The organism is Streptomyces lushanensis, assembly GCF_001700515.1.
Classification (GTDB): domain Bacteria; phylum Actinomycetota; class Actinomycetes; order Streptomycetales; family Streptomycetaceae; genus Streptomyces; species Streptomyces lushanensis.
Genome location: NZ_MAUD01000119.1, coordinates 15,723 through 28,798, shown reverse-complemented (window position 1 = coordinate 28,798; position 13,076 = coordinate 15,723). Strand labels below are relative to the sequence as shown.

At 72.3% G+C, this 13,076-nt stretch carries 11 protein-coding genes; 5 read left to right on the top strand and 6 right to left on the bottom strand.

Annotated features, from left to right (window positions below; genetic code table 11):
* Positions 1 to 110: 110 nt before the first annotated feature.
* Positions 111 to 266 carry a hypothetical protein gene (locus BFF77_RS35570; protein ID WP_169922651.1) on the top strand — a complete coding sequence of 52 codons (156 nt, stop codon included), beginning with the start codon at positions 111 to 113 and terminating at the stop codon, positions 264 to 266.
* A gap of 117 nt (positions 267 to 383) precedes the next feature.
* The gene (locus BFF77_RS11065) at positions 384 to 1,079 is read left to right on the top strand and encodes a M24 family metallopeptidase (RefSeq protein WP_211280197.1); all 696 of its coding nucleotides are present in this window, start codon (positions 384 to 386) and stop codon (positions 1,077 to 1,079) included.
* A 153-nt stretch (positions 1,080 to 1,232) separates the two neighbouring features.
* Here BFF77_RS11065 and BFF77_RS11060 read toward each other — a convergent pair whose 3' ends face one another.
* Positions 1,233 to 2,426, bottom strand: a complete 1,194-nt coding sequence (locus tag BFF77_RS11060) for an IS701 family transposase (RefSeq protein ID WP_066947080.1) — start codon at positions 2,424 to 2,426, stop codon at positions 1,233 to 1,235.
* A 579-nt stretch (positions 2,427 to 3,005) separates the two neighbouring features.
* Between BFF77_RS11060 and BFF77_RS11055 the strand changes: the two genes are divergently transcribed.
* From BFF77_RS11055 to BFF77_RS11045, 3 genes are all read left to right on the top strand, one after another.
* Positions 3,006 to 3,875, top strand: a complete 870-nt coding sequence (locus BFF77_RS11055) for an AfsR/SARP family transcriptional regulator (RefSeq protein WP_079125023.1) — start codon at positions 3,006 to 3,008, stop codon at positions 3,873 to 3,875.
* A 78-nt stretch (positions 3,876 to 3,953) separates the two neighbouring features.
* A complete protein-coding gene (locus tag BFF77_RS11050) occupies positions 3,954 to 4,538 on the top strand; it encodes an RNA polymerase sigma factor (protein WP_066947077.1) in 585 nt (194 codons plus the stop codon).
* Positions 4,535 to 5,359, top strand: a complete 825-nt coding sequence (locus BFF77_RS11045) for an Ada metal-binding domain-containing protein (protein WP_066947074.1) — start codon at positions 4,535 to 4,537, stop codon at positions 5,357 to 5,359. Before BFF77_RS11050 ends, BFF77_RS11045 begins: the two co-directional genes overlap by 4 nt.
* A gap of 267 nt (positions 5,360 to 5,626) precedes the next feature.
* Here the strand turns inward: BFF77_RS11045 and metK are convergent, their stop codons facing one another.
* From metK to BFF77_RS11020, 5 genes are read right to left on the bottom strand one after another with little or no spacing between them, the layout of a single operon-like run.
* Positions 5,627 to 6,850: a methionine adenosyltransferase gene (gene metK / locus BFF77_RS11040; protein ID WP_066947071.1), complete on the bottom strand. Its 1,224-nt coding sequence runs from the start codon at positions 6,848 to 6,850 to the stop codon at positions 5,627 to 5,629.
* A 1-nt stretch (position 6,851) separates the two neighbouring features.
* Positions 6,852 to 8,327 carry a nitrosuccinate lyase gene (locus tag BFF77_RS11035; protein WP_079125022.1) on the bottom strand — a complete coding sequence of 492 codons (1,476 nt, stop codon included), beginning with the start codon at positions 8,325 to 8,327 and terminating at the stop codon, positions 6,852 to 6,854.
* Complete coding sequence (locus tag BFF77_RS11030; RefSeq protein WP_066947069.1) at positions 8,324 to 10,330, bottom strand: FAD/NAD(P)-binding protein; 2,007 nt, start codon at positions 10,328 to 10,330, stop codon at positions 8,324 to 8,326. Before BFF77_RS11030 ends, BFF77_RS11035 begins: the two co-directional genes overlap by 4 nt.
* Positions 10,331 to 10,374: 44 nt before the next feature.
* Positions 10,375 to 11,373 (bottom strand): methyltransferase, encoded by a 999-nt coding sequence (locus tag BFF77_RS11025; RefSeq protein WP_066947066.1) that lies wholly within the window; start codon positions 11,371 to 11,373, stop codon positions 10,375 to 10,377.
* A gap of 35 nt (positions 11,374 to 11,408) precedes the next feature.
* A complete protein-coding gene (locus BFF77_RS11020) occupies positions 11,409 to 13,061 on the bottom strand; it encodes a class I adenylate-forming enzyme family protein (RefSeq protein WP_245703357.1) in 1,653 nt (550 codons plus the stop codon).
* Positions 13,062 to 13,076: the final 15 nt, after the last annotated feature.

The following is a 13,076-nucleotide window of genomic DNA, read 5'->3' as shown; positions in this document are numbered from 1 at the left end:
GCTCATGTCCCGCACTCACGTCCCGGTGGGGGGTGATGGGCGGAGGTGCCTCCACCGCGGCGGGCGGCCCACTACGGTTGACTCCTCATCATCCGTGGTCGGGAGGCGACGTGATCAGGTTCTGGACGCTCCTCGCCGTACTCTTCGCCGCCCTCACCGTCGGCGCCCTCGCCACGACGAACCGGAACGGTGGCATCGACGACCTCGCGGTCGCCGTGATCCTCGGCTGTCTGGCCTGGGGGAGCTGGAAGGCCCGGCGGAGGTGACAGCCGATCGGCCCGGCCGCCGAGCCGTGCGGTGAACGGCCCCCGGCCGCCGGGCGCGTCCGCCCGTGATCGGCCGTGATCAGGGGCGGTTGCCGAAACGAAGCCGGAACTCCTACGGTGAGCGATGTGACGGACGAATCCACACGCGCGGCACGGCTCCTGGACGCCCAGGCCAGAGCGGCGTCGCTGTTCGCCGAGATCGAGACGCGGCGCCTGGTCGCCGCCGGCCAGGGCGAACGCGAGCTCAGCGACCGGATCCGTGATCTGGCGAACGAGATGTTCGGGACCACGCACTACTGGCACAAGCGGATCGTGCGGTCCGGACCGAACACCCTCCTGCCGTACCGCGAGAACCCGCCGGACCGGGTCATCGGCGCGGACGACATCGTCTTCGCCGACTTCGGACCGATCTTCGAGGAGTTCGAGGCCGACTTCGGGCGGACCTTCGTGCTCGGCGACGACCCCGTCAAACACCGTCTGCGCGACGACCTGCCGACCGTCTTCGCGGCGGGACGCCGCGCCTTCGAAGCGGACCCGGACATCACCGGGCGGCAACTCTACGCCGAGGTCGAGCGGCTGGCGGCCGAAGCGGGCTGGCGGCTCGGCGGCTGGCACGCGGGTCACCTGGTGGGCGAGTTCCCGCCCGAGTACAACGACTGGGAGGACGTCGACTCCCACATCGTGCCCGCCAACGACAAGCCACTGCGGCGCGCGGACGAGAGAGGGCAGCTCCTGCACTGGATCCTGGAGATCCATCTCGTCGACCACGAGCGGGGCTTCGGCGGCTTCCACGAGGAACTGCTCGATCTCTGAGACGCGCGCAGGGGACTCCCGGTGCCGGTGGGCCGACGGCGGCGCGGTCACGCCAGGACCGCCGTCGGCCCACCGGCGGCCGGATCTCGCCGAGCGCCGCGGGACAGTGCCGTGCCGGGCGTCGCGGACCCGCGAAGATCCGTCGGACAGCCCTCAGGCCACGGCTTGCGGTATCGACGGGTGTGTGCAGGTGGAGGTTCCGCAGAACCGGTGCCATGTGTACGCGGCCGAGACGAGCGTCATGTGGTGGTGCCAGCCGGGGAAGGAACGCCCCTCGAAGTCGCTGAGTCCGAAGCCTTCGCGCAGCGGCTGCTTGACCCCGCCGGATCCGGTCTGCGTGTCGGCCAGCGCGATCAGTTCGTCGATGTCGGCGTGCACCAGGTTGGTCAGCCAGATACCGGTGGGCCTGGTGCCCTTGGGACACCAGGCCGCCAGAAGCCGCAGGGTGTGGTCGGACCGCGGCATGTGCACCGGACCGGAGAGGGTCCACATGACCGCGGCCGGCCGATGGGACCCCGGCGAGGTGTGCGCGCGGGTCGGGGCGCTCCAGTAGAGCAGCCGGTCGTCGACGCACAGGCGTCCCGCCGGCGCCGCCGAACCCGCTCGCCGCTGCGCGCCCAGATGAGGTCCCGCGCGCATCATCAGATTGTCGGCGATGGAGATGACGAACTTGGTTCCCCGCCCGCCGAGCCCATTGACCAGGGCCCTGGTGTCGACGAACTCGCGGGCGTCCGCCACCACCGGGGGCGGTGGCCCCTCGGAACGCGCGGCCTGGGACTCGACCAGCTCCAGGCCGAGGGCCCACAGCGGATGGGCGCCGGCGGAGTCCGGCAGCCGGGCCCGCCGCCGTAACTGCGGGTCGTCGCACCAGGCCTCGGACAGCTGGAGCCGCCAGTCCACCGGAATGTCGTCGCAGCAGGTGGAGAGCAGCAGAGCGACACCCACCTGGCAGCTGATCACGCGCCCGGCCTCGGCGTCGAAACCCTGCTGCACGCCGACGGAATACCGGCCCCGTTTGGGCGTGACGACCGGTAACAGGCTCCAGGTCCGCACGGTGGCCCGCTGCTGTATCCAGCGGGCGAGGGCGCTGCGGGAGGGCTCCCAGGGCCAGGGGCTCATGCTGATGAACTGGTGCAGGGACTGGGACGCGGTGGGCGCGTCGGAGACCGCGGCGGCCATGCGCCGTACGGACTTCTTGCCCGGCGTACGGAGCAGCCCCTTGAGGTAGGTCTCGGCCCACCGGCGCTGGTCCTGCCGGGGCAGGTGGCCGAAGACGTCTCCGCTGAACTCGGCGACCGATATCTGATGGGACGGATTCTGTTCGTGCGATGTGCCGTTCGTGGTCATGCGCTCTCCCCCGTGATGAGCGTCACCCAGCGCTTGCTGGGCAACAGGTTGTCCAGCAACCAGAGCGTTTCGCAACAGTGACGGCGGATTAACGCCAGTTTACCAAGTTGTTACAGATGCTCTCCGCGACCAAGACAAACCCCGCCAGACCCGGAACGGTTGCCTCCCGCACGTGACGACGGTCGTCATTCCGCCAAGAACAACCGCCGACGCATCTTTCTCAAGTTGGCGTTGCATGGATCTCGCCCCAAGACCGAAAGTTGCCTTGTAAGCCGGAAACAACCCCCATGACCGGATTCAGCGGAGGAAGTTCGTCATGCGACAGCAGCAACGAGCAGCCCGTACCCGTTCTCTCGTCATAACGCCGGCCCCGCCCCGGATCGAGCGCGGCAGGCACGAGGGACCCATGCCGACGCGGACCGACCAGCGGGCCGACACCCCCAGAAGCACTCCGGCACGCTCCTGTTCCGCCGGACGGCCGCCCGTGGGAAGGCCGTGGCACCGCGCTCCCCGGACCAGGCGTACGAGCCCGCCCGGCCCGGCGGCGAAAACCACCGACGCGTACGTCCGGGACCTCGTATGACGAGGCGTACCACCCACCGCGTCCTCGCGTCCCAGCACAGCCGGCAGGGCGGCGACACCGCGCCCGAGTCCGGCGAGCCCTCGCTCCAGGTCGGCGTCCTCGGCCCGCTGTCCCTCGTCGTCGACGGCCGCAACCGCACTCCCAGCGCGCCCAAGCCCCGCCAACTCCTCGCCTTCCTGATCCTCAACGCCAACCGCCTGGTCCGGGCCGAGGAGTGCATCGCGGAGCTGTGGGGATCCCGCCCGCCGAAGACGGCGATGTCCACGCTCCAGACCTATGTGCTGTACATCCGGCAGATTCTGCGCAACGCGTCCCCGGACCGCAGCCACACGCTGGTGACCCGCAACCAGGGATACCAGCTCAGGGTGGGTGCCCAGGCCAGCGACCGGCTCCGGTTCGAGCACCTCGCCCAGCACGGCAGGGAGGCGTCCATGACCGGCGCCTACGCGCGTTCCTCCCAGCTGCTCGGCGAGGCCCTCGCGCTGTGGCGGGGGCCCGCCCTCACGGACGTGCCGTCCGGCGCGCTCAGCTCCGCGCACGTCATCGAACTGGAAGAGGCCCGCAAGGGCGTACTGGAGTGGCGGGTCGAGGCCGATCTCCAGCTGGGCCGGCACCGCGAGCTCCTCGACGAACTCGGCACGCTGGCCACGCTGCACCCGACGCACGAGAACATCCAGGCCCAGTACATGCTCGCGCTCCACCGCTCCGGCATGCGGCCCCAGGCCCTGGGCGTGTTCCAGCGGCTCCGCTGCCGGCTGCAGGACTCCTTCGGCATCGAGCCGGTGCCGCGCCTGCGCCGCCTGTACGAGGCCATCGACGCGGACGAGCCCGCGCTCATGCGGCCGGCGGCCTGTCCGGCTGTCTGACCGGCCACCGCGCGACACCCGCGATCGGCGCCCGGCGCCTGCGGCAACCCCTTCTCCGGGATTGGTGTTCTATCGGTGATGGACAAGGCAGCCGAGCAGTTGACCGATCTTCTGGCGACGGATCTGGACGACGGCTTCACGGAACTGGTGCGGGTCCACGCCAAGGGCGTGCACGCGTTCCTGTTGCGCGTGTCCGGATCGGCCGCCGAGGCGGACGATCTGGGGCAGGACACGTTCCTGCGCGCCTACACGGCGCTGCGGACCTATGCGCCGGAGCGGCGGCGGGCACTGCGCCCACGTGCCTGGCTGATGACCATCGCGGCGAACGTGTGGCGCAATCATGTACGCAGCAGCACACGTCGCCCGGTGTCCGCCATCCGGGTGGACGACGCCCAGGACAAATGGCCGGACGTGAATCCGGGCCCGGCGGAACGGGCCCTGAACGCGGACGACCGTGGCCGCCTGGTCGCCGCCCTGTCCGAGCTGCCGGAGTTCTACCGGATACCGGTGGTGCTGCGGCACGTGGTCGGCATGAGCTATGCGGAGGTGGCTCAGGTGCAGGGCTGTCCCGTGGGGACGGCCAAGGCACAGGTCTCACGTGCGATGGGAGACCTGCGCCGGCTCCTGGGGACGGAAGAGGAGCTGAGGGAGGTGACTCCATGAACGGCAGGAAGGACCACGACGGGCCACCCGCGTCGCAGAACGGCGGAGGTCCGGCCGGCGAGCTGGGGACACCGCCGGTACCCGTGGACTTCGCGCTGAGGGTCCTGCGACGCGTGGGCATCCCGCGCGAGCGCTACGACACGTATGTGCGGATGGACTCACCGGCGGGCGGACTCTTCGTGGCCTTCACGCCGGAGTCCGTCACCGGGTCCGCGCCGGCGACGTCGGGGCTGACGTCCGAGCGGTTCGAGGAGTCGCACCGCGCGCGTACCGGCCGGTCCGCGATCCCGGCGGTCAAGCCCTTCCCGGGGCTGACCACGGCCCTGCGGACCGGGCGGGCCAGGAAGCTGCCGCTGGATCCGGGTCCCGTGGACGAGGTGACGGCGGCCGTCCTCCAGGCGGTCCGGGCCATCCCCGCCGGGCAGTTGCGTCCCCTCTCCTGGATCGCCCGGGAGGCGTCGTCGGTGTCCGGGGGGAACACCGACGCCCTCCTGGGCGTGCTCGCGCGCAACCCGTTCGTGGTGCTCGTTCCCTGCCACCGGGTGACCTACGAGAACGGAGCGCCGTGCGACGCCGCGTACCTGCCCGGCGTCGGGGACGCGCTGCGCGCCGCCGAGGGGATCGACATGGCCGGGGTGCGCCAGTGGTCGCACAGCGGCGCGGTGTTCCTGGGCAGCGACACCACCCATATCTACTGCCATCCCACGTGCGCGCACGCCCGGCGCATCACCGCGCCGCACCGGGTGCCGTTCGCGACCGCGCGGGACGCGCACCGGGCCGGCTATCGCGCCTGCAAGAGCTGCCGGCCCGTGTCGGTCTGAGTACGGGCGGCACCACCCGGGGGTCTCCCGCGCCGAGCCCGGTGCCCGCGGCGACGGGCCCGCGGATCGCGCACGGCCCGGGCGTCCGGACCGTCCCGTCCCCTCGACAGGGGCGCCAGGTATTCGTTCCCCCGCGGCTTGGCGCCCCGTACACGCGGTCCGCCCCGGCGCCGACGGGCGCCGGGGCGGATCGTCGTACGGCCCCGGCGGCGGCACCGCTCACGGCGGTGCGCGCGGAGTCTCCCTCCGGGGTCCGGCGGCAGGGGCCTACAGGCCGGCCGCGTCGCGCAGCGCGTCGACCCGGTCGGTGCGCTCCCAGGTGAAGTCGGGGAGCTCGCGGCCGAAGTGGCCGTACGCGGCGGTCCGGGCGTAGATCGGGCGGAGCAGGTCGAGATCGCGGACGATCGCCCCGGGCCGCAGATCGAACACCCGGCCAATCGCCCGCTCGATACGGTCGACCGCCACGGCCGCGGTGCCGAAGGTCTCCACGAACAGGCCCACCGGCTCGGCCTTGCCGATCGCGTACGCCACCTGGACCTCGCAGCGCGAGGCCAGGCGCGCGGCGACCACGTTCTTGGCGACCCAGCGCATCGCGTACGCCGCCGAACGGTCCACCTTGGACGGGTCCTTGCCCGAGAAGGCGCCGCCGCCGTGCCGGGCCATGCCGCCGTACGTATCGATGATGATCTTGCGGCCGGTCAGGCCCGCGTCGCCCATCGGGCCGCCGATCTCGAAGCGGCCGGTGGGGTTCACCAGGAGGCGGTAGCCGTCGGTCTCCAGATCGATGCCGTCCTCGGCGAGTTGCTTGAGGACGCCCTCGACGACGTGCTCCCGGACATCGGGGGTGAGCAGCCCGTCGAGCGCGACGCCGGCGGCGTGCTGCGAGGAGACGACCACCGTGTCCAGGCGGATCGGGCGGCTGCCCCGGTACTCGATGGTGACCTGGGTCTTCCCGTCCGGACGCAGATAGGGCAGGGTGCCGTCCCCGCGGACCTCGCTGAGGCGATGGGAGAGCCGGTGGGCGAGGAGGATCGGCAGCGGCATCAGCTCGGGCGTCTCGTCGCAGGCGTAGCCGAACATCAGGCCCTGGTCGCCCGCGCCCTGCTTGTCCAGCTCGTCCCCCTCCTCATCCGCGGCGGCGCCCCCGACACGCTTCTCGTAGGCCGTGTCGACACCCTGGGCGATGTCCGGCGACTGCGCGCCGATGGACACCGAGACGCCGCAGGACGCGCCGTCGAAGCCCTTCTTCGAGGAGTCGTAACCGATCTCCACGATCTTGTCCCGCACGAGCCGCGCGATCGGTACGTAGGCCTTGGTCGTGACCTCGCCCGCGACATGGACCTGACCGGTGGTGATGAGCGTCTCGACGGCGACACGGGAGGAGGGGTCCTCCCGCAGCAGCGCGTCAAGAATGGTGTCGCTGATCTGGTCGGCGATCTTGTCGGGGTGGCCCTCGGTCACGGATTCCGAGGTGAAGAGACGGCGGGGCATGTCAGCTCCCTGGGTTGACGGCGGTCGGCCGCGAGGACGTGGCCGGGCGGACCGCCCGGTCGACGAGGGGGCCGGCGACGCCGGTGTAGGTGACCGGGTCCAGGAGCGCGGCCAGCTCCTGGTCGTCGAGGTGGGCGGCGACTTCCGGGACCGCGCCGAGCACGGTGTGCAGCGGGACGCCGTCGCGTTCGGCGGCGGCGGAGGCCTCGGTGAGCGTCTGCCGGGCGCGGGCGCGGCCGAGCAGTGGCGCGAGGACGGCGGCGACGCGTTCGGAGACCAACTGGCTGCCGGTCAGGCCGAGGTTGGCGCGCATCCGCTCCGGACGTACCACCAGCCCCTCGGCGAGCTCGGCGGCGGTGTGGGCGGCGCCTCCGGTGAGCCGGAGGCATTCGCGCAGCAGCGGCCACTCCGCGTGCCAGACGCCGGCCGACCGTTCGTCCTCGGTGACCAGACACTGGGTCAGGGCGCCGGCCAGGGCCGGTACCTGGAGAGCGGCGCTGCGGATCATGGTGGCGAGGACCGGGTTGCGCTTGTGCGGCATGGCCGAGGAGCCGCCGCGGCCGGCCACCGCGGGCTCGGCGACCTCGCCGACCTCGGTACGGGTCAGGGCCTGCACGTCCACGGCGAGCTTGCCCAGCGCGCCGGCGGTGAAGGCGAGGGCCGCCGCGAGGTCGGCCTGCGGGATGCGCAGGGCGTGCCACGGCAGGGGCGGGCGGGCCAGTCGCGTCTCGGCGGCGAAGGCGTCGGCGAGCCGGGCGGCGTAGTCGCCGGGGTCCGCCGCGGCACCTTCGAGGCGGGCGTACTCCAGGTATCCGGCGAGCGTTCCGGCGGCGCCGCCGAGCGAGACGGGCAGGGTGTCGGCGACGTCCGCCAGCCGCCGGCCGGCCTGGCGCACCAGCTCCCGCCAGCCCGCCGCCTTGAGCCCGAAGGTGATGGGTACGGCGTGCAGGGCGAGGGTGCGTCCGGCCATCGGGGTGTCGCGGTGCCGCTCGGCCAGGCCGGCCAGTGCCACGGCCGTACGGTCGAGGTCGGCCAGGATCAGGCGCAGGGCCCGCCGGGCGACCAGCATGGTTCCCGTGTCGAGGATGTCCTGGCTGGTGGAGCCTCGGTGGACGTATTCGGCGGCCTCGGGAGCGGTCTCGGCGACCACCCGGTTGAGCGCCTGGACGAGGCCGACCACGGGGTTGGCCGTCTCCCGGGAGGCGATCGCGAGGGCGCGCGGATCGAACAGTCGGGCGTCGGCCGCCCCGGTGATCGCCTCGGCGGCGGAGGCGGGCACGGTGCCCAGTGCGGCCTGGGCCCTGGCGAGTGCGGCCTCCGCGTCGAGCATGGCCTGGAGCCACGCGATGTCGGAGACCGCGCGTTCGACGGGGACGCCGGCGCGGACCGGGGACAGCAGCCCGCTGTCCGGGCCCGGGTCCGTCCCGCTGTCGTGCTCCGGGCTCCGGCTGAGTGCCGCTCCGGGTTCGGCGTTCATCGGCGCACCTTCTTCTCCGCGGGGACATCGGCGGTCCGGTCCCGGCCGGACGGGAGCGGGCCGGACGCGTCCCGGGCGGGCGCGAGGTTCAGCACGGCACGGGCGATCGAGTCGGAGTCGCCGAGGGTCACGGAGTTGACCCCCGGCCGTATGCCCGCGGCGGTCACCCAGTGGACGGCCTCGGTGGGCACGCCGTAGGCGAAGCGGCGCCGGTGGACCCGGCCGTCGGCGGCCACCACGTGGTAGGGCCGTTCGGTGACGGACACCCCGCCGGTCTCGTAACTCGTGCCGCAGCCGCCGGCGATGCGGTACGGGGTGATCTGTCCGGTCGCCAGCAGATGGCGCAGCAGAGGATCGTCGGTGCGCCGTACGTCGGGCTCGGGCAGACGGGCCTCGATCAGGACACGGGCGCGGACCGGGGGCCCGCCCACCCGGTCGGAGGTCGCCTCGAAGGCGTGCGCCCCCGCGTCGTCGGTGCGCACGGCGACGCGCATGCCGGGCCCGACCAGTTCGACCGTCCCGGCCTCCACCAGGGCCATGAGCTCCTCGATGCGGGAGACGGGCGGGCCGATCGAGAGGAAGGCGTTGAGAGGGGTGTACCAGCCCTGGAGTTCGTCCCGGTAGGAGTTGCCCTCCAGCCGGCCGTGGTCCACGACGAGGCGTATCTCGTTGCGCAGATCGCGCAGAACGTCCAGCGCGGCCTTGAGCGGGCCGCTCATGTTCCCGGCCCGCGCCTCGCGCACGTCCTCGGCCAGGTATTCCAGCAGCCAGCCGTGGAAGTCGGCCCGGCCGGTGAAGACCCGTGCGCCGTAGGGCAGGGAGATGCGCTGCCAGTCCCAGCGGTCGCCGGCGCCGATGCCGTACTCGTCGAGCAGCCGCCGCTCGTCCTCGCCCGCGGGCACCGCCAGATAGCGGTCGGCGAGTTCCGCCCCTTCCCCGGCCCGGCCCGCGGCGGTGAGCAGCGTCCCGTAGTAGACGCTCTCGACCTCCTTGGCGATCAGCGGCCACACATCGCCGCTGAAGTGGACCCGCTCGCCGTCCACGGCCCGGTGGGCCAGGCTCCCGATCCGTTCGGGCGTGAGCAGCCGGGGCAGGTGACGGCCGTGCGCGCCCTTCTCGTTCTCGCCGCGCGCGTGGTACGGCACGCCGCGCCGGGATCCGGCGTACAGCCTCGGCTCACGGCCCGAGGGCACATAGCGCAGCCGGTCGCCGGCGCGTTCGAACCGGCCGCCGCGCCCGACGGTGAGCAGGGCCATGTGGTCGAAGAAGTTGAGGCCGAGGCCGCGCAGCAGCACGGGTTCGCCCGGCCGCAGCGCCGGCAGGTCCACGTCCGCCGGGTTGGCGGGCAGCACATGGGTCAGGCCCCTGGCCCGGGCCTCCTCGGCCATGCTCGTCTCCTGCGGCGTGGGCTCGGCGGGCACGTGTCCCTGGGCCAGCACCACCGCGTCGAGCCCGGTCAGCCGGGAGCCGTCGGCGAGCGTCAGGGACTGGGCCGGCCCCTGGCCGGTGTCGTCGAGGGCGACGGCCGTCGTCCGGTGCACCCGGACGGTGACGTGGTCCGGCGCGCCGCCGACGATCTGGTCGAAGCACTCCTCCAGATAACGTCCGTACAGGGCGCGGCTGGGGTACGAGTCGGGGCCGGTGCGCCGTGCCTCGGCCAGGAAGGCCGCGTCGGACGGGCCGCGCGGCTCGACCGGTATCCCCGGCAGGGACAGCGCGGACGCCCACTCGTAGAGGCTCGGCCCCTCCTCCACCGGCCCCTCCATCTCCACACTGTGGTCGGTGTAGACGGTGACCTGGGACGCCACGGTGTTCATCAGCAGGTGCGGCGGCTGCGCCGTGCGCCACACCTGGCCGGGGCCGGGCCTGAACGGGTCGACCACATGGATGATCACCGAGGAATGGGAGGGGGACTTCCGCTCGTTGGCGCAGATCCGCTCCAGTACCGACAGACCACGGGGCCCAGCACCGACGATGCAGACCGTGAGATCCCCGCTGCTCATCTCGCTACTCCGATACATGTGGGAAGGGGCAGGTGCACGCGCGGTCATACGGCAGCCGCGACCAGAAGGCTGGTCTCGAGGGAGAGTCCGTGTACGGATTCCAGCCGCAGCCCGGCCGCCGCGAGCAGGTCGCGGTAGCCGGCGAGGTCGCGTTCACGGCCGCCGGCGGCCATGAGCAGATGCAGGTCGTACAGCAGCGGCAGGAGCGTCTCGCCGTGGTCGGGGACGACCCGTTCGAGGATCAGCAGCCGGCCGTTCGCCGGCATGGCCGCGCGGATGTGGAGGAGCAGGGTCGCGCAGCGGTCGTCGTCCCAGTCCTGGAGGACGCGGGAGAGCAGATAGAGGTCTCCGCCGCCGGGCACGCCCTCGAAGATGTCGCCCGCCCGGACCTCGTAGCGGCCCGAACCGACCGCCGCGTCGAGATGGGCGGTGGCCACGGGCACCATGTGCGGCTGGTCGAAGAGGACGCCGTGCAACGACGGGTGCCGTTCGAGCACCGTGGCGAGGAACGCCCCGCTGCCGCCGGCGACATCGACGACGGTGCGGTGGCCTCCGAAGTCGAAGACGTCGAGGACGTCCGCGAAGAAGACGTTGCCCGCGTTCATGGCGCTCTGGAACTTGGCGCCGAGCCCGGGATCGCGCAGATAGGTGTGCAGCGTCACCCCGAACGCGTGCTGGAACCCGGAGGTCCCGGTCCGTACGGCGGGGACGACCGCGCCCCACGCGCGGTGGAACTCCTCGCCGTAGATGCGGACCATGTCGCTCATCGAGTGGGGGGCGCCGGAACGCAGCAGTTCCCCGGTGGGGCTGAGCCGGTGGCCGGTGGCCGTGGAGTCCAGGACGTCCATCGCGGTCAGCAGCCGCGTCAGCCGTCGTATGCCGTCCGGGTCCGACCCGGTCTTCTCGGCGAGCGCCTCGTCGGTGGTGTGTCCGGCGGCGATGTGGTCGGCGACACCCAGGGAGACGGCCGCGTACAGAGCCTGGGCCTGCCACGTACCGGTGATGATGTCGACGACCCGGCGGACTGCTTTCTGGTCGGGCATGCTCGTTCCTCTTCCGTCGGTCGGCCGACGCGGGATCAGGCCGCCGACTTCGCGACGGTGTTGGTGGCGGGCCGGCTCAGTACGTCGTGGTGGTTCTCGCGCAGCGTCCGCTTGAGGACCTTTCCGGTCACGCCGACGGGGAGGTGTTCCCGCTCGGCCGTGAGGATCAGCGCGTTCAGGCGCGGCAGACCGGCCTGGTCGAGGGCCGCGTTGCACACCGTGAGGAGGTCGGCGGCGTCCCGCTCGGTGCCGTCCGCGTAGTAGACGACGGCGGCGGGGCAGGACCTGCCGGGCTGCTGGGGGTCGTCGACCGCGACGACGGCGGCGTCCAGGGCCTGGGTGGTGTTCAGCACGACCTCTTCGAGGGGCAGGCTGTGGATGTCGCCGGCGGCGGCCCTGATGACGTCGGGGGTGCGGTCGAGGTGGTACCAGTTGCCCTCGCCGTCCTTGCGGACGATGTCGCCCGTGAGGAAGTAGCCGTTGAGGATCGACTGCTTGGTGAGTCCCGGGTCGTCCCAGTAGCCGGGAGTGACGCTCGCTCCCTTGACGCCGAGCATGCCGGCCTGGCCGTCGGGCAGTTCACGCCCGGACGGGTCGAGGACCGCCGCCTCGCGCACCACACCGACGGGCTTGCCGATGTAGCGGCCGTAGTGGCCGGACCGGGCCGTGTGGGCGGCCTTGAAGAGCACCATGCCCATCTCGGACGAGCCGAGGCCGTCGACATAGGCCGAGCCGGTGCCGGGGGCGCCGAGGGCGGTCAGCGGGCGGATGTGCCGCTCGTGCGAGGCGTCGCCCATGCCGTTCCAGGTGTGCACGTGCCGGGCCGCCTCCGGGCTGATGGCGGCCGGGTCGATCTCGGCGAGGGTGAGCGGGAAGCCGAGGACGACGGTGGGCTTGAAGGTGTTGACCGCGCGGGCCACCCGCTCGCCGTCCGCGCCGTCCAGGATGAGTGTGGGAATGCCCAGCAGCAGGGCCATGGACAGATAGCTGATGCCGGCGGAGTGGCTGTGCGGCAGCGCGGTGAGGAGCCGGTCGGAGCGCAGTGAGGGGAACGTCCACAGCCGCTCGCGCTTGCCGGCGAAGAACGACCGGTGGTGGAAGACGGGCGCCTTGGGGCGGCCGGTGGTTCCCGAGGAGTGGGACACCATGACCAGGTCGTCGTCGGTGTGCCGGTGGGGGAACGAGGGGAGGGCGGCGCGCGGCCGGACGGCCTCCGCGTCGAGGACGCGGATGTCCTGGAGGCGAGGGGCGGTGGCGCCCGCCGTCTGCCAGGCCGAGGTGAGGTCCTTCAGCAGGTCGGCGTCGCCGACGACGAGACGGGCGCCGGTGCGCAGGAAGTACTCGGACGCGGTCTGCGGTGCCATGCGCGGATTGCAGTGGACGGCCGCCCCGCCGAGCGAGGTGACGGCGATGTGGTGGAGCAGCCCGTACAGCCCGTGGCCGGTGCAGAGGCCGACGTGGGAGCCGCCGGTCACCCCCTGTTCGCGGTACCAGTTCGCGTACCGCAGGACGGTGATCCGGATGTCGTTGAGGGAGAAGCCCTTCCACTCGTGATCCTCCCAGGCCGGCTGCGTGACATCCGGGTGGAACAGGAGTGGCCGGTCCCGGTCCTGTGAAATCTTCCAGGCGTGCCAGAAGAAGTTTCCCGCCCCCAGATTCCTGTTGGCGTAGAGACGAAGTCGCTGCACAACCGACCGGTGCGT